The sequence below is a fragment of the Catellatospora methionotrophica genome (assembly GCF_011297335.1).
Taxonomy (GTDB): domain Bacteria; phylum Actinomycetota; class Actinomycetes; order Mycobacteriales; family Micromonosporaceae; genus Catellatospora; species Catellatospora methionotrophica.
Genome location: NZ_JAAOTJ010000002.1, coordinates 672530 through 688695, shown reverse-complemented (window position 1 = coordinate 688695; position 16166 = coordinate 672530). Strand labels below are relative to the sequence as shown.

Annotated in this window: 13 protein-coding genes and 2 riboswitches; of the genes, 5 read left to right on the top strand and 8 right to left on the bottom strand. The window is 72.0% G+C overall.

Features of this window, described 5'->3' with window-relative positions; genetic code table 11:
• Positions 1-27: 27 nt before the first annotated feature.
• The gene (locus tag HAV40_RS10350) at positions 28-3486 is read right to left on the bottom strand and encodes a LamG domain-containing protein (RefSeq protein WP_166380638.1); all 3459 of its coding nucleotides are present in this window, start codon (positions 3484-3486) and stop codon (positions 28-30) included.
• 180 nt (positions 3487-3666) lie between these two features.
• Here HAV40_RS10350 and HAV40_RS10345 point away from each other — a divergent pair, with 180 nt between their 5' ends.
• From HAV40_RS10345 to HAV40_RS10335, 3 genes are all read left to right on the top strand, one after another.
• Positions 3667-4857, top strand: a complete 1191-nt coding sequence (locus HAV40_RS10345) for a sensor histidine kinase (RefSeq protein ID WP_203670854.1) — start codon at positions 3667-3669, stop codon at positions 4855-4857.
• A 420-nt stretch (positions 4858-5277) separates the two neighbouring features.
• Positions 5278-7041 (top strand): family 43 glycosylhydrolase, encoded by a 1764-nt coding sequence (locus HAV40_RS10340; RefSeq protein ID WP_166380637.1) that lies wholly within the window; start codon positions 5278-5280, stop codon positions 7039-7041.
• 690 nt (positions 7042-7731) lie between these two features.
• The gene (locus HAV40_RS10335; RefSeq protein WP_144127275.1) at positions 7732-8010 is read left to right on the top strand and encodes a DUF4193 family protein; all 279 of its coding nucleotides are present in this window, start codon (positions 7732-7734) and stop codon (positions 8008-8010) included.
• A 182-nt stretch (positions 8011-8192) separates the two neighbouring features.
• On the opposite strand, the gene HAV40_RS10330 is transcribed toward HAV40_RS10335, so the two are convergent.
• From HAV40_RS10330 to HAV40_RS10300, 7 genes are all read right to left on the bottom strand, one after another.
• Positions 8193-9179: an ABC transporter permease gene (locus HAV40_RS10330; protein WP_166380636.1), complete on the bottom strand. Its 987-nt coding sequence runs from the start codon at positions 9177-9179 to the stop codon at positions 8193-8195.
• A gap of 179 nt (positions 9180-9358) precedes the next feature.
• Complete coding sequence (locus tag HAV40_RS37970) at positions 9359-10324, bottom strand: golvesin C-terminal-like domain-containing protein (protein WP_203670855.1); 966 nt, start codon at positions 10322-10324, stop codon at positions 9359-9361.
• Between the two features lie 140 nt (positions 10325-10464).
• A complete protein-coding gene (glyA, locus tag HAV40_RS10320; RefSeq protein ID WP_166380635.1) occupies positions 10465-11736 on the bottom strand; it encodes a serine hydroxymethyltransferase in 1272 nt (423 codons plus the stop codon).
• Positions 11733-12116: a glycine cleavage system protein GcvH gene (gene gcvH, locus HAV40_RS10315; RefSeq protein ID WP_166380634.1), complete on the bottom strand. Its 384-nt coding sequence runs from the start codon at positions 12114-12116 to the stop codon at positions 11733-11735. The genes glyA and gcvH overlap by 4 nt, the downstream gene beginning before the upstream one ends.
• Positions 12113-13291 carry a glycine cleavage system aminomethyltransferase GcvT gene (gene gcvT / locus HAV40_RS10310; protein WP_239085659.1) on the bottom strand — a complete coding sequence of 393 codons (1179 nt, stop codon included), beginning with the start codon at positions 13289-13291 and terminating at the stop codon, positions 12113-12115. Before gcvT ends, gcvH begins: the two co-directional genes overlap by 4 nt.
• Positions 13292-13348: 57 nt before the next feature.
• Positions 13349-13430: riboswitch (glycine riboswitch) on the bottom strand.
• 5 nt (positions 13431-13435) lie between these two features.
• Positions 13436-13526, bottom strand: a riboswitch (glycine riboswitch).
• 68 nt (positions 13527-13594) lie between these two features.
• Positions 13595-14311 (bottom strand): spermidine synthase, encoded by a 717-nt coding sequence (locus HAV40_RS10305; protein ID WP_166380632.1) that lies wholly within the window; start codon positions 14309-14311, stop codon positions 13595-13597.
• Between the two features lie 105 nt (positions 14312-14416).
• Entirely contained in the window at positions 14417-15241 is an 825-nt protein-coding gene (locus HAV40_RS10300; RefSeq protein WP_166380631.1) for a class I SAM-dependent methyltransferase, read from the bottom strand.
• A 110-nt stretch (positions 15242-15351) separates the two neighbouring features.
• On the opposite strand from HAV40_RS10300, the gene HAV40_RS39175 reads away from it, so the two are divergent.
• Both HAV40_RS39175 and HAV40_RS10295 read left to right on the top strand, forming a co-directional pair.
• A complete protein-coding gene (locus HAV40_RS39175; RefSeq protein ID WP_409364906.1) occupies positions 15352-15468 on the top strand; it encodes a winged helix-turn-helix transcriptional regulator in 117 nt (38 codons plus the stop codon).
• Entirely contained in the window at positions 15469-16059 is a 591-nt protein-coding gene (locus HAV40_RS10295) for a winged helix-turn-helix transcriptional regulator (RefSeq protein WP_338076414.1), read from the top strand.
• The last annotated feature ends 107 nt before the right edge of the window (positions 16060-16166 follow it).

The following is a 16166-nucleotide window of genomic DNA, read 5'->3' as shown; positions in this document are numbered from 1 at the left end:
AATACCTCCTGTGTGTCGGCGCGGTGCTCAGAACGGCGAGGCGGACGGCAGCTCGGTGTAACCAGCCAGGGCCTGCACCTGCTCCTGGCTCAGCACTCCGGAGAACGCCCACACGTCGTCGACCAGGCCCGGCCAGTACTCCGCCCAGGCGCCGCCGACTTTGGCCCGGCCCAGTTGCAGGGGACCGGTCGCGTCGAAGCCGATGGTGTTCCAGCGGGCCGAGACCCGGTCGGTGGTCTGTTCCAGCCAGCCGTTGACGTACAGCTGCAGCACCCCGGCGACCGCGTCGTAGACCACCGCGATGTGGTCCCACTGGGCCTGCCACTGGTATTCCTGGTGCTCGGCGGTCTGCGCCACCGCGGCGGCCGTGTCGGTGCTGGGCATCTCGATCTGCCAGCCGCCGGCCTGGTCGAACAGGCCGGGGTGGTAACGCAGCGCGAAGCCGCTGTTCACCGTCCCCGCCTGGGAGAACACGGTGGCCTTCGCGGTCGGGCGGGACGCGGCCGTCACCCAGCCGGCGACGGTGAAGCTACGGTTGGTCGCCAGGACCGGCCCGGCGGTGGCCGCGTAGTCGCCAGCGCCGTCCAGCCGCAGCGCACCGGGCGGGCTGCCGAGCCATCCGGCGGCCGGGTCGATCCGGGCGTCGCCGGTCGGCGTCAGCGGGCGGCCCTTGCCGGAGTCGTCCGCACCGTCGGTGTTGAGTTTCCACCGCCCGGCCAGCACCGGGTGCTGGCGGTACAGGTCGGAGACCTCCTCGGTGGACACGACCCGGTCGAAGACCTGGACGTCGTCGAGGTCACCGGGGAAGAACTCGTTCTTCACGCCGTTGTACTTGCCCCGGCCGACGGCCATCGGGCCGGTGGCGTTGAAGGTGAGCGGCACGGCCTTGTCCTGCTGCAGCACGCCGTTGACGTAGAGCCGGGACCGTTTGGCCACGGCGTCTTGCACACCGACCAGGTGCGTCCACTCCCCCACCACCGGCGGCGCGCTCGACAGGAGCCGCACGAACCCCGGCAGGGCGTCGCTGTTCCACTGGCTGAACGACCACCGGTTGTCGACCTTGGAGTAGTGCAGGTAGAAGCCGCTGACGGTGGTGCCGTCCTGGCTGACGACCGAGGCGAAGTCGTTGGTGCTGGACAGCTTCGCCCACGCCGACACGGCAAACGACTTGCTGGTGTCGATGACCGGGCCGGTCGTCTCGGCGTACCCGGTGGTGCCGTTGCCGCGCAGCGCGGTGCCGACCTGCCCGCCGACGCCGAGCACGGCGCCGGTGTTGACGCGGGCAGTGACCGGGGTGGTTCCGGTGCGGACCTCGGCCGCCACCGTGGTGGCACCGGCGGGTTCGTCGAGCCTCCAGCGGGCGCGCGGCTCGGTGCCGGCCCTGACCCGGAACAGGTATGCGGTCGGGGCACTAGCATTGCCTGCGGCGTCCAGGGCGGTGACGTACAGGAAGTTCACCCCGGCGCGGGTCGGTGTCAGCTGGACCGTGACCGCGCCTCCGGCCGTCGCGGGCCGGTACTCCCCCGCAGCGGTAGGCGTGGTGTTCACCCCCACCCAGTAGCGGGTCACGTCGGTGTCGGTCGTGGTCAGTGTGAACGATCCCGGCCTGCCGACGCCGTCATACCACGGGTCGTCAGGGTTGTCCGGGTTCGAGCGCGGGTACGCCGCCGACGACACCGCCGGGGCCGACGGCGCGCCGGCGTCATAGCGCAGGTAACAGCTGGTGGCGCCGCCGATCCAGCTCCACGGGCTGTAGTCGTTGCCGTCCCAGGTCCGCACCTCCCAGCGCAGCCCTGTCTTGCCGGCCAGCGACACGGGCGGCGTCACCTGGAACGTCGACCCGGTCGTCTTGGGCCCGACGCGCGGCGAGGACCACTTGCCCCCGGTCCAGGTCAGCGAGAACTCGGCATACAGCTTCGCGGCCGAGCCGGAGTCGGCGTCGTGCAGGATCGCGTAGAACGTCGGCGTCTGGTTGACCACTGGCGAGTTCGCCGGGTCCATGCACGCCCCGCCCGGACTCATCGACATGTTCTTCATCAGCGGCTGCGGCGGCGGCGTGTTGTACTCGATCCGCAGGTCGGCGTCGGCGGCGAACCGCTTCCACCAGGCCATCGTCGACTCGGAGTAGGCCCGCAACCCCAGGGTGATCGCCGGATCCTTGCGGGCGACTGCGGCCCGCAGCACGTCACGCAGCGCGGTGCCGCCGAACTCGACCGGGGTGCGCGAGCAGTAGGCGACGTCGCGTGAGGTCAGGTGGGTCAGCCAGTTGTCGGCGGTCGAGCTCCACGTCGAGGTCGAGGAGAAGCCGCTGGCGTGCCACAGCTGCACGCTGGTGCCCTCGTCGCAGTCGTAGGCGTGGGTCTCGTAGGCGATGAACTCGGCGTTGAGAATGCTCTTGCCCGCGAACGCGCCGATCGGTAAACGGTAGAAGATCCGCTTGCGGTTGTCGCTGCCGCACTCGGAGTCGAAGCTGACGTCGCAGAAGCCGACACCCTCGGTGCCGGTGAAGCCGTAGCTGTTGTAACGCTGCGACACCATCAGGTTCGCCGAGGAGTCCACTGGCTTCCACACCGGGTCGATGACCAGCGGAAACCGGCTGGCGTCGGCGCGCAGTAGCGCCGCGTCGGGCAGCAGCACGAGCTCGTCGCGGGACACGTCAACGCCGACCCGGGCAACCGCGGCCCTCGCTGCCGGACGGAACATCCCCAGGGCACCGGCAGCGGCGCGGGCGGCCGGGGTGCCGCCGGAATCCCACATCTGAGGTGCGGGTGCTTCGAAGACCGCCTGCCCGCTGCGCCGGTCGACCGCGCGCAGCGCACCGGCCGCGTCGGCGCTGACAGTCAGGTCCGGTGCCTGCACCCTCAGCCGCACCCGGGCCAGCGCGGGCTGGCGGGCCGCCTGCGGCGTCTTGACCACCAGCAGGTGCGCGAAGCCGTCCACGTCGGCGCGTACCCGCAGGTCGACGCCGGGCAGCACCTCCGGGTAGGTCACGGTGTCACCAGCGACCGTGGGTGCCGGCAGCGGCTGCGGCCAGGACAGTGCGAGGCTGCGCCCGGCCCGGGTCATCCGGACGAACGGACCGTCGCCGCCGCCGGACAGCACTAGGTCGACCGTCGAGGCAGCGGGCGCGAACCCGCCACCGGGCACCCGGGTGAGCGTGGTGTCGACCGCCGACCAGCCGCCGCCCGTACGCGCCCGGACCGGCTTGGCGTGCTGCACCATCCGCATCCGGCCAGACGCCAGCGCGTACACCTCCCGGGACTCCCCACGCAGCGACACCACCTCGACCGGCTGGCCCGTCAGCTGCGCCTGCCGCAGCGCCGCGGCCTCGCTCAGCCGGCCGTCCGGGGCCGGGACCGCCGCGGCAGGCATGGGCGCGGGCGGTGCCGCGGCCACGGGCTGCACCAGCACCACCGTCGCCGCGACGGCGGCGACCAGAGCGCTGACGACCCCCGTCCGACCACCAGAAACTCTCGTACCAGACATCACTGCCGACCGCTCCCCACCCCGGCGTCCATCGCCGACTGCGGCAACGTATGCGCCGGGATGGATGTCCGGCGTCTGGCAGCAGATGGATCTCCGCATACCGCATCGGTGGCACGCCGCCCGGCAGATCCACCCGCGGTGGTAGGGCGGCGTTACCCGCCACGGCGCTAAACTCCGCCAATGTCCGCGCTGTCGACCCTGGCCGGCCGGCTCGCCACGTGCCGCACCCTGCTACTGGACATCACTCTTGCGGTCGGATCCACGATGGTCGCCGTCCTGCTCGGTCACGAGTATCTGGGTGACTGGCGATCGATGGACGCGACCGGCTACCTGCTCATCGTCGCGGCCAACCTGCCGGCCGCGTTCCGACGACAGGCACCCGTCGCGATCCTGACCTGGTGTGCCGGGGCATGGACGCTGTCCATCGCGGTAGGCTACTGGCCGGCGCTGAACACCTACGGCACCTTTCTCAGCCTCTATGCCGTCGCGCTGCTGCGCAGCCGCCGCGTCGCCCTCACCGCCACCGGCTGTGCCGCCCTAATCTGGGTATTCGCCGGACTGCTGGCCGCCAACTCGTCCATGCCCAGCGTGCTCGCCCAGACGGTGCTGTTCAACGGCATCACCTGGCAGATGGGCACCAGCGCCCGCAAACTGGAGCAGCGCAACAGGCAACTGGCCCAGCTCACCGAGCAGCTGCGTCAGGAGCAGGCCGACCGGGCGCAGCGGGCCGTCGTCGAGGAACGTATCCGCATCGCCCAGGAACTGCACGACATCGTCGCCCACCACATGTCGGTGATCTCCGTGCAGGCGGGGATGGCCGGGTACGTGTTCGACAGCGACCGGCCAACGGCCCGCACCGCGCTGGCGGTCATCGCCGACAACAGCCGCGAGGCACAGGAGGAACTGCGCCGGATCCTGAGCCTGCTGCGCACCAGCGCCACCCCCGCCGACGGCGACCCGGCCCGCCCACCGGCCCCCGGTGTCGGCCGCCTCGGCGAACTCGTCGACCGCATGCGGACCGCCGGGGTGCACACCGAACTCCGGGTCGACGGCAAGCCCCAGCCACTACCGCCGGGCCTGGACGCTTGCACCTATCGCGTCGTGCAGGAGTCACTGACCAATGTGCTCAAACACGCGGGCCCGGCAACGGCCACGGTGACCCTCGAATACGCGCACCAGCGGTTCACGGTTCGGGTCATCGATGACGGTGGTGCCGCTCGCCCCGCCGAGCCCGCGCTCGCGGCGCTCGCCCAACCGGGGCACGGAGTGCTCGGTATGCGGGAACGGGCGCGTGTCTACGGCGGGACACTGACCGCCGGTCACCGGGACGAGGCCGGTTTCCAGGTGATCCTCGTGTTGCCCCTGCCCTGAGCAGGAAGGGTGACTGAGCCCGCCGCCGGATGCCAGCGACCCACGCCAGGCACGAAAACTTTTCGACCGATGCACCGTCGCGCCTGGATAAGCGGACGCCGTCGTCGCCGTCGTCCCCGTACCGCACGTTCGGAGGGCACGCGCGCCGTTGCCGAAAAGGTTTTCGTAAGTCATCGTGGCACCTGTCGATGTACCGGCATACCGGCGAGAGGAGCACGCACCCGGACCCAGCAACCCGCGGTGGCGGGCACACGCCACCACCGACAGCCCTGAACAGGTGAGACACCGACCAGCCCGCACGGTGACCGGGTAGGCACGGCTCCCCCGCGCGGCGCGTCCCGCCGGCCGGGGAGACGGCGTGCGCTGTGGCGGCCCATGGTGGCGTCTCGCCGAGCCGGCCCCTACCCGGAGGACGCGAACATGACACGCTCCCGACTACTGTCCCTGCTCACCGTGCCCGTCATCGTGGCCGCGACGCTGCTGGTCCCGCAGCCCGCCGCCGCGATCGTCACCTTCAGCTCGACCGCGGTCAACGCCAACGGCGGCAACTGCGCGGCGCTGCCGGGCGGCGACACCGCCAACCTGGTGCAGCTGACCCAGCAGGCCTGCAACGCGGCCACGTACCAGCGGTTCACCTTCACGCCGGTGTCGGGCACCACCGACACCTACACCATCGCGACGTCGACGTCGGGCAAGTGCGTCGACGTCAACGGCGCGTCCACGGCCGACAACGCCACGATCATCCAGTGGCCGTGCCACACCAACGCCAACCAGCGCTGGCGGCTGGCCGCGGTGACGGTCAGCGGCACCGACAAGACCTTCAACGTGGTCTCGGTCGGGTCCGGCAAGTGCATCGTGCCCAGCGGCGGCTCCTCCGGGGCCAACGTGGGCCTCGTGCAGCTGCCGTGCAGCACCGCGACGAGCCGGGTGTGGCGCCTGCCGTCGTACGTCAGCGACGGCACCGGCGTCACGGTCACCAACCCCGGCAGCCGCTCCACGGTGGTCAACACGGCCACCTCGCTGGCCCTGCAGGCCGCTGGCGGCTCGGGCGGCTACACCTGGACGGCAAGCGGCCTGCCCGCCGGGCTGAGCATCAACGGCTCGACCGGCGTGATCAGCGGCACCGCGACGACCGTGGCGTCGTACTCGGTGACGGCGACCGCGACCAGCGGCGGCGTCAGCGGCAGCACGACGTTCAGCTGGACGGTCACCGGGGGCGGCGGCACGAACACGTTCACCAACCCGATCAAGGCGCAGGGCCCGGACCCGTGGCTGCAGTACTACAACGGCTACTACTACCTGGCGACGACCACCTGGAACCGGACCATCACGATGCGCCGGGCGACCACGATGCGGGGCCTGGCCACCGCCACCGACCAGGTGCTGTTCAACCTGACCAACCCCAACGGGGCGGGCACCATGTGGGCTCCGGAGTTCCACCTGCTCAACGGCCCGAACGGGCTGCGCTGGTACTTCTACTACACCGCCGGGCAGGAGCCGTACAACCTGGGCACCCAGCGCATCCACGTGCTGGAGAGCGCGGGGACGGACCCGATGGGCCCGTACAGCTTCAAGGCCGACCTGCTCGACCCGACGGCCAACAACACCTGGGAGCTCGACCCGGGCATCCTGCAGCTCAACGGCAACCTGTACCTGCTGGGCACCTTCTACAACGGGTCGCAGCCGCTGTTCATCCGACCGCTGAGCAACCCGTGGACCGCCAGCGGCACCCGCCGGATCCTGACCACCCCGACGCTGAGCTGGGAGACGGTCGGCGGGGCGGTCGCCGAGGGCGGTGAGGTCCTGCAGCGCAACGGCAAGACGTTCATCATCTACTCGGCCAGCCACTGCTCCACGCCGGACTACAAGCTCGGCATGCTGACCTACAACGGCACCGGCGACCCGCTGCTGTCGTCGTCGTGGACGAAGTCGGGCCCGGTGTTCCAGCGCTCCAACGCCAACAGCGTGTACGGGCCGGGCCACAACGGCTTCTTCAAGTCGCCCGACGGCACCGAGGACTGGATCGTGTACCACGCGAACAGCTCGACCAGCGGCGGCTGCGACATGAACCGCTCGACCCGGGTTCAGAAGATCACCTGGAACGCCGACGGCACCCCTAACCTCGGCGTGCCGGTCGCGACCGGCGTCACCCTGACGGCGCCCTCGGGCGAGCCGGTCTCGTGACCGACGCCGCCCGCCGCCACCGCCCGGTGGCGGCGGGCGGCCGCGGACACACCCGACCGGGCGTCCTGTACGGGAATGAATGAGCGGTTCACCGCGTGATGTCCGCCCGCAGCGGCTAACCTCGCCGCATGCATCCTGCCAAGGTCACCGTGGCCGAGATCACCGGCCCTCGCGCGCTCGCGCGGCCGGTGTGCCCTGGGCAGCCCCCGCACGCCGTAGAACGCCTGGTCGGCAGCACATCCGGGCAACGGACCGGTGCGTGGTGAGACCTCGCCGCGGCCACGGCCTCGCCACGCCTGGAGGCGGCCGGGTGCGGACGGCGCGCCGATCTTCACGGGGTTCACGATCTGGCACAGCGGAGAGGGCTACACTCTCGGCCGCACGTGGTGGTGGGCCACGTGCACCGGCGGGAGCGGGAAAAAGCTCGTCCCCGCCGCCTGCGGCACTGGCGCGACGGGGCGCTGCCGGTGTTCGAGCACCTCCCCCACCAGGGGATCTCGGAGCCGTCGAAAGGGCCGGCGAGGGCCGGAAAATGACCCTCGCAGCTGCGAACCGAAACGACTGCCCCGGCGTTGAACCTGCAACAACCCGCCGCTGCCGCGATGTGATGCGGAACAACATCGGCGGGACTGGAATAGGCACCACAGTGACGGTGTTCCAACGGTGCGTCACGAGGGGGGAGAGAAGACCATGGCAATCACCGACTACGACACGCCCCGTACGCCCGCCGTCGAGGAAGACAGCCTCGAGGAACTGCGGGCCCGGCGGGATGCGCCCAACGCTTCGGCGGTGGACGTCGAGGAGAGCGAGTCCTACGACCTGCCCGGCGGCGAACAGCTCGACGAGGAGCTGACGGTGCCGGTCGTGGCACAGCAGGCGGACGAGTTCCGCTGCACGAAGTGCTTCCTGGTCCGCCACCGCAACCAGCGGGCGGCGGCTGGCAAGGACGTGTGCGTCGAATGTGCCTGACCTAGCGCGGGCGGCGGCTGCGGCCCGGGTGCGCGAGCGGCAGCTCCGCGCGGCCCGGGCAGCCCCGCCCCTGGCGGGTCACCGGTGCCCGAAGTACCCATGCCGGTACTTCGGGCGCGTTCACGATCGATGAACCGGCGCGCGCCGTGGACGGGGGTCCCGGCGTCGCCGGTGGCGTCGTTTCAGACGGTCTGCTCGGGTCCTGAGATCTTGTCCAGCACCGAGCCGACCGCCACACCGAGCAGGATCGCCACCCCGGCGGGCAGCGAGAACGCCAGCCAGGTGGGGGCCCCGGCCAGCAACAGGGCGGTCTGGGTGAGCACCAGCAACGCGGTGGCCAGCACGGTGCCGGCCACGCCGCCGCGATAGGTGTAGGCACTCAGTCCGCCGAGCAGCACCGCGGCCACCGCGATCAGCATGTGGATGTCCGACACGGGGAAGGAACCGCCGAGGTAGCCGGCCTGCGCGATGCCGCTGAGCGCGGCCAGCAGGCCGGAGCCGGTGAATCCGAGCACCGCGCCGAGCAGCCGCTTGGCCTGGAACCGCGGCACCTCGCCGTCCGGCCGGGCAACGCCGAGTGCGCGCCGCACGGCGACGCTGAGGAAGACCACTCCTCCGGCCAGCGACCCGAGCACGAACAGGGCCAGCCACGCCCACGTGGCCCACGCCGGGTCAGGGCCGCCGCGCAGCGGGATGCCCCGGTCGGCGGCCACGCCCAGCGCGACGGCCTGGGCGGCGGCGAGACCGCCGAGCGAGACCGCCCAGGCAGGTGCGGAGGTGAGCCCGGTGACGACACCCAGGATCAGGCTGAACACCACGACGGCGGCGACGGCGGTGGCACCGGCGAGCAGGCCCGGCCAGTCGGCCTGGACGAGCTTGGCGTAGACGGTCCCGGCGAGCCCTCCCAGCGCCCCGACCGCGAGGTTCGGTGCGGCGGTACGCAGCGAGAAGGCGAACGCGGCGGCGAGCAGGCCGGCGATGGCCATGGTCAGCCACAGCCTGCGGCCGAACGCGTCGCCCCCGCCCTGCGCGCCTACGGCGACCGCCGCGATGACGGCCAGGACCAGCAGGATCGCTTCCCAGCCGAGGTGGGTCAGCAGCCCGCGGGCGCTGCGGCGCGGTGGCGGAGGTGCGGCCTGGGCCGTCGCGGGCGGTGCGCTGATCACCATGGGCGGACCTCCACAGACCGTCGTGAATTGACGAGGGTCCACTATAGACCCGGTCCGTCGAGGCTGTCATCGGGCAGATCTGGCAGGCCGCGACCGAGGCGGTGCCGTACCTGTATCTGCGGTTCTTCTGAGCCGACCGGCGGAGCGCCCTCGCACGGGCGCTCCGCCGGCGCGGCGGGTCAGCCGAGCGGCTGGACCGTCGCCGAGGTCAGGCTCGTGTAGAAGCAGCCGGTCGTCGGCAGGCTGGTCGCGGCGGGCGGGGTGAGCCCGTCGTAGAGGGCCAGCAGGTAGTTCTGCGGGCACCGGCGGGTGCTGCCGGTGCGGATGCCGAAGTGCAGGTGCGGGCCGGTCGAGTTGCCGGTGTTGCCGGTCAGGCCGACCTGCTGTCCGGCCACGACGGTCGCGCCGTTGGACACCGACCACGACGAGAAGTGGCAGTAGGTGTAGACGTTGCCGTCGGCGCCGGTGAGGTTGACGCCGCGCCCGCAGGAGCTGTCGTCGATGATCACGACGGTGCCGCCGCGCACGGCGTACGCGGGGGTGCCGGTGCCGACGGGCAGGTCGATGGCCGGGTAGTCGTGGTGCGGGTCGTCGTACTCGCTGCGCGGCAGGGCGCTCTTGGCCAGCGGCAGGGAGAACGCGGGCGCGCCGGTCGTGGACGTCAGGCGGATCGCGTCGGCCACGACGTAGCCGGTGCCGTTGGTCCACCGGCTCACCCCGACCACGTTGCGGGTGCCCGCGGCCAGGGTGAACGTGCCGAGGCTGACCCAGCGGCCGCCGTTGGCGCGCTGGTTGACCACGACCGTCTGGCTGCCGCCGCTGGCGGCGACGACGAACGGGGTGGCGTTGTTGTACCCGGCGTCGGCCGGGTACCAGACCTCGACCGTGTGTGGTCCGGCGGCCGCGATCGTGGCGGTGAACCAGGCCGCGTCGCTGACGGTGGTGTCGGGGCTGGCGAAGCGGTAGTCGGCGCCGTAGCGCTGCGTCGACCAGGCCGAGGTGCCCCAGTTGGCGCTGGCGGTGAACCCGGCGGCGTTGTCGACGATGGTCGTCGCCGCCGCGGCGGGCGCGGCGGGGCCGAGCACGACGAGGGTGGCGGTGGCGAGCCCGGCGACAGCGTTGCGCAGGGCGAGGGGAAGTCTCACTAGCTCTCCGTCAGGGGGTGTCGAGGAGTGGAAGTGAAACTATTCAACCAACATCAAGTTACGAGCGAAAGAGTTCTACATAGATCACCTTGAAAGGGTCGTGCCCCCGCCCCCTTACACAGGGGGCAGGGGCACGATGCTCACAGTGCCGGATAGAGCGGGTGCGCGGCGGTCAGCGCCGCGACCCGGTCCCGCAGGGCGCTGGCGGTGGCATCGTCGAAGGTCGGCAGCAGCGCCGCCGCGACGATGTCGGCGACCTCGGCGAAGTCGGCCTCGCCGAACCCCCGCGCGGCCAGCGCGGCGGTGCCGATCCGCAGCCCGGAGGTGACCATCGGCGGGCGCGGATCGCCAGGCACGGCATTGCGGTTCACCGTGATGCCGATGCCGTGCAGCCGGTCCTCGGCCTGCCGCCCGTCCAGCGCCGACGCCCGCAGATCCACCAGGACCAGGTGCACATCCGTGCCACCGGTCAGCACCGACACCCCGGCCGCCGCGACGTCGGCCGCACCCAGCCGCCGCGCCAGCAGCCGCGCGCCGTCGAGGGTCCGCTGCTGGCGCTGCGCGAACTCCGCGCTCGCCGCCATCTTGAACCCGACCGCCTTCGCCGCGATCACATGCTCCAGCGGACCACCCTGCTGCCCCGGGAACACCGCACTGTTGACCTTGCGGGCGACCTCCTCGTCGTTGCTGAGCACCACTCCCCCACGCGGGCCGCCCAGCGTCTTGTGCGTCGTGGTGGTGACCACGTCGGCGAACGGCACCGGATTCGGGTGCAGGCCCGCCGCGACCAGCCCGGCAAAGTGCGCCATGTCCACCATCAGCCGCGCCCCGACCAGATCGGCGATCTTGCGGAAGGCGGCGAAGTCCAGCTGCCGGGGGTACGCCGACCAGCCAGCGATGATCAGAGCGGGCCGGTGTTCGAGCGCCAGCCGCTCCACCTCGGCGAGATCGACCCGGCCGTCGTCGGCCGACACGTGATAGGCCACCGCGTGGTACAGCCGCCCCGAGAAGTTGATCCGCATGCCGTGGGTGAGGTGGCCGCCGTGCGCCAGGTCCAGGCCGAGGATCGTGTCGCCGGGCTGGATCAGCGCCATCATCGCCGCCGCGTTGGCCTGCGCGCCCGAGTGCGGCTGCACGTTGGCGAACCCCGCCCCGAACAGCGCCTTCACCCGGTCGATCGCCAGCTGCTCCACCACGTCGACGTGCTCACAGCCGCCGTAGTAGCGCCGCCCGGGATAACCCTCGGCGTACTTGTTGGTCAGCACCGAACCCTGCGCCTGCAGCACCGCCAGCGGCGCGAAGTTCTCGCTCGCGATCATCTCCAGGGTGTCGCGCTGGCGGCCCAGCTCGGCGCGCAGCGCCGCGTACACCTCGGGGTCGAAGTCGGCCAGCGGGGCGTCCAGCGTCGTCACCGGCTCGCCTCCGCACCGATCAGCGCGGCGTACTCCGCCGCGTCCAGCAGCTCCGGGGTGCCGGTCAGGCGCAGCCGGAACAGCCAGCCCTGCCCGTACGGATCGGCGTTGACCAGCGACGGGTCCTCGGCCACGGCCGGGTTCACCGCGACGATCTCACCGTCGGCCGGGGCGTACAGCTCACTGACCGACTTGGTCGACTCGACCTCCCCGCACGGGTCGCCCGCCGTGACGACGGTGCCGACCGGCGGCAGCTCCAGGTAGACGATGTCGCCCAGGGCCTCGCCCGCGAACGCGGTGATGCCGACGGCGGGCTCGTCCTCGCCGGACAGCCACTCGTGGTCGCGGGTGTAGCGCAGGTTCTCCGGAACGGTGTTCACGCGTTGCCTCCAGCCTGGCGGCGGTAGAAGGGCAGCTCGACGACGGTGACGGTGTCGCGGCTGCCGCGGATGTCGACGGCGAGCACGGTGCCGACGGCGGCCCGGTCGGCGGGCACGTACGCCATCGCGATCGGGCGGCCCAGGGTCGGCGACGGCACGCCGCTGGTCACGGTGCCGATCCGGACGCCGGTGTCCGGGTCGAGCACGTCGTAGCCCTGCCGGGGCGCGCGCCGCCCAGCGGGCAGCAGCCCGACCAGCAGCTCGGCCGGACCGCTCGCCTGGCGGGCGAGCAGCGCGTCCTGGCCCACGAAGGCGGGTTTGTCGAGCACGGCGACGCGGCCCAGCCCGGCTTCGAACGGGGTGCGCGCGACGGTCAACTCCTGGCCGTACAACGGCATGCCCGCCTCCAGCCGCAGCGTGTCCCGGCAGGCGAGCCCGGCCGGGACCAGGCCGTGTGCCGCACCCGCCGCGCTCACCGCGGCCCATACGGCGGCCGCGTCGCCGGGCGCGCAGTAGATCTCGAAGCCGTCCTCACCGGTGTAGCCGGTCCGGGCCAGCAGCACCGGCAACCCGGCCAGCACAGCGGGGTCGATGGCGTAGTAGCGCAGGGCGTCCACGTCGGAGTCCGTCACCTCGCGCAGGACGTCGGTCGAGCGCGGCCCCTGCACGGCGATCAGCGCCCAGTCGCCGGACACGTCGGCGACGGCGGCGTCGAACCCGGCGGCCCGCCCGGCCAGCGCGGCGTACACGGTGGCGACATTGGCGGCGTTGGCCACGACCAGGTAGCGCTCGGTGTCGAGGCGGTAGACGACCAGGTCGTCGAGCACACCGCCGTCGGGCGCGCACAGCATCGTGTAGCGGGCCCGGCCGACCGCGACGGCCGACAGCCGCCCGGTCAGCGCGTAGTCGAGCATGTCTGCGGCCTCGGGGCCGGTCACCTCGATCTCGCCCATGTGGGTCAGGTCGAACAGCCCGGCGGCGCGGCGTACGGCGTGGTGCTCGGCGGTCTCGCTGCCGTAGCGCAGCGGCATCGTCCAGCCGGCGAACGCGGTCAGCACAGCGCCGAGCCCGACGTGCACGTCGTGCAGCGGGGTGCGCCTGGGGGAAGGTTGGTCATGCCCGGCCGTGTCCCGTTCAGGACAGGCGTGGGCGGTCGACGACGCGACGGCACTCACGGGAGGCTCCCTGGTCCGGGTGCCGCACACGCGGCACCGGTGATGGATGGCCTCCCCCTCTGTCATGGGGCCTGAGAGCTTCACCGCGGCGGCGGCTTGCACCTTGGGCGCAGGACGTTCCCGTCCTGACTTTCCAGAGTTCGCCTCGCCACGGCGGTACGTGGGCCTGAGAGATTCCGGGGAGAGTTGCTCCTTCGGCGGCCCGGACGCACCGGGCCTCTCCCGCCGTGGTTCTGTCGGCGAGGTATGCAGTTGTCCGCCGTACCGTAAGCGCCGGTCGTGAACGCCGTCAACCGGCGCGGGTCAGCGGCGCCTGGCCACGTAGACGGTGTTGGTGGACTCCCGGTCCTGCAGCGGGTTCGGGAAGCTGACGACCTCGGCCCGCACGCCGGCGAACACCGCGGCCAGCCGGGCGGTGAACTGCTCCTCGGGCGGGTCGTTGGACCACAGCGTGAACACGCCGCCGGGGTGCAGGTGCTCGGCGAGCCGGCGCAGCCCGGCGGGCTCGTAGAAGCCCGCGTGGCTGGGGTGCAGCAGGTGGCTGGGCGAGTGGTCGATGTCGACGACGATGGCGTGGAAGCGCCGTCCGGGCCGGTGCGGGTCGAGGCCTTCCGCCGACGCGCAGCGGGCGAAGAAGTCGCCCTCGGCCAGGCGGCAGCGCGGGTCGGCGGTCAGCGTCGTGCCCGCCGGGATCAGGCCCTGCTCGTGCCAGGCGATGACGTCGGGCAGCGCGTCGATGACCAGCAGCGCGTCGACCCGCTCGTCCTGCAGGACGGTCAGCGCCGTGTAGCCCAGGCCGAGCCCGCCGACGGCGACGTCGAAGCCGGTGCCGTCCAGCTCGGCCAGGGCCAGCGCGGCCACGGCCTCCTCGGCGACGGTGAACAGGCTCGACATGAGGAAGTCGTCGTCGAGTTTGACCTCGTACACGTCGGTGGCGAACATCGGGTCCCAGCGGCGGCGCAGGCTGATGACGCCCATCGGCGTCTGCCGCCAGCCGAGTTCCTGCAGCCGTGCACCCATGCCGTCTCCGCCTCCGTCGGCCGCGGCCGTCCTGCGGCTTCGTCGGCGATCGGTCCAGGCTAGCCGACGTGCGGGGCGCGCCCGTGCGGGCGCGCCCCGGGCCCGTCAGCCCGCGCGGCGCGCGGTGTAGAGCAGGTATTCCCAGTCCATCGCGCCCCGGCCGAGGTCGTTGCGGCGGCCGAGTTCGGCCAGCGCCTCGTCGAGGGCGGCGACCTTGTCGGGCTGGTCGGCGATGTTGCGGTACACCGCGATGGTGGGGCCGTACGTCGCCTTGAAGAAGTCGCGGAACTCTTCGGCCGTGGCGAACCGGTCCACCCGCACGGTGCGGCGCTGCGCGACGACGTCGGTGACCCGGTCGCCGAACAGGGCGGTGACGTGCTCCTCGCTGCCCCACAGCGGCGGCGGCTGCGCTCCGGGCGGCGGCGGGGCGGCGTACGGCTTCAGCACGGCGAACATCTGCCCGATGAACCCCTGCGGCGTCCAGTTCGCCAGCCCGATGGTCCCGCCGGGGCGGCAGACCCGGACCAGTTCGTCGGCGGCGGGCTGGTGGTGCGGGGCGAACATGACCCCGACGCAGGACATGACGGCGTCGAACGACGCGTCGGCGTACGGCAGCGCCTCGGCGTCGGCCTGCTCCCAGGTCAGCTTCGCGCCGCGCTGCTCGGCCAGGGCGCGGCCGACGTCCAGCAGTTCGGGCGTCAGGTCGCTGGCGACGACGTCGGCCCCGGCGAGCGCGGCGGGGATCGCTGCGTTGCCCGAGCCGGCGCCGACGTCGAGCAGGCGGACGCCCGGTCCGGCGGCGACGGCCCCGGCCAGGACGGTGCCGAGTTCGGGGATGACCTCGGCGGCGACGGCCGGGTAGTCGCCCAGCGCCCACATCGCGCGGTGCTTGGCCTTGAGCGCGCTGTCGTCGCTCGGTGCGGTGGTCATGGTGGTGCTCCTGTCGTGTCTCATGATGGGTTCACGGTAGGAAGCCGCCCGATGTCCGATCCAGTACAGGATCTGTACCAGGCCCGCGTTCCCGTTCTACGGTGCCGGACATGGGAGCCTCATATCGCCAGTTCTGCCCGGTCGCCAAGGCCATGGAGCTGCTCGACGAGCGCTGGACGATGCTGGTCGTCCGGGAGCTGGTGGCGGGTAGCCGACACTTCAACTAGCTGCGCCGGGGCCTGCCGCGCATGTCGCCGACGCTGCTGTCCAAACGGCTGCAGCAGCTGGTGGCCGCCGGGGTGGTGGAGCGGCGGCCGACCGACAGCGAGGTGCAGTACACGCTGACCCCGGCCGGGCGGGAGCTGGAGCCGATCGTGGTGGCGCTGGGCGCGTGGGGTGTTCGCTGGATCGGCCAGCTCGGCGACCAGGATCTGGACCCGAAGCTGCTGCTGTGGGACATGCACCGCCACGTCGACCGGGCGGCGGTGCCTGGTGGGCGTACAGTGCTGCGGTTCGCGTTCCACGACGTGGCGCGCCCGCTGCGCGACTGGTGGCTGGTGATCACCCCGGAGGACGTCGACATCTGCGACTTCGACCCTGGGCACGAGGTGGCGGTGACGGTCACCGCGAGCCTGCGCGGCCTGATCCGGGTGTGGCTGGGCGAGCTGTCCTGGGCTGACGGGATGCGGCGCGGGGACCTGGAGATCGAGGGTCCGCAGGAGCTGCGCCGGGCGCTGCCGACGTGGTTCCGCTCGAACGTGTTCGCGACCGTTCCCCGCCCGGAACCGGTTCCGGCAGCCCAGCCCGTCCCAGCCTGACCGCCGCAGCCCTGCCGCCTGGTAAAACGTCGCCAATAAGCACTCGGCCGAGCGTGGTAGGCCCCGCGCACCATGATCACACATTACGCTGAGCCGTGAAATAAGCG

Excerpts from the sequence above, each read along its gene's own strand:
- HAV40_RS39175 (WP_409364906.1), top strand. The coding sequence starts at position 15,352 with ATGGGAGCCTCATATCGCCAGTTCTGCCCGGTCGCCAAGGCCATGGAG.
- HAV40_RS10340 (WP_166380637.1), top strand. The coding sequence starts at position 5,278 with ATGACACGCTCCCGACTACTGTCCCTGCTCACCGTGCCCGTCATCGTG.
- HAV40_RS10305 (WP_166380632.1), bottom strand. The coding sequence starts at position 14,311 with ATGGGTGCACGGCTGCAGGAACTCGGCTGGCGGCAGACGCCGATGGGC.
- HAV40_RS10345 (WP_203670854.1), top strand. The coding sequence starts at position 3,667 with ATGTCCGCGCTGTCGACCCTGGCCGGCCGGCTCGCCACGTGCCGCACC.
- HAV40_RS10300 (WP_166380631.1), bottom strand. The coding sequence starts at position 15,241 with ATGACCACCGCACCGAGCGACGACAGCGCGCTCAAGGCCAAGCACCGC.
- HAV40_RS10330 (WP_166380636.1), bottom strand. The coding sequence starts at position 9,179 with ATGGTGATCAGCGCACCGCCCGCGACGGCCCAGGCCGCACCTCCGCCA.
- HAV40_RS10335 (WP_144127275.1), top strand. The coding sequence starts at position 7,732 with ATGGCAATCACCGACTACGACACGCCCCGTACGCCCGCCGTCGAGGAA.
- HAV40_RS10350 (WP_166380638.1), bottom strand. The coding sequence starts at position 3,486 with ATGTCTGGTACGAGAGTTTCTGGTGGTCGGACGGGGGTCGTCAGCGCT.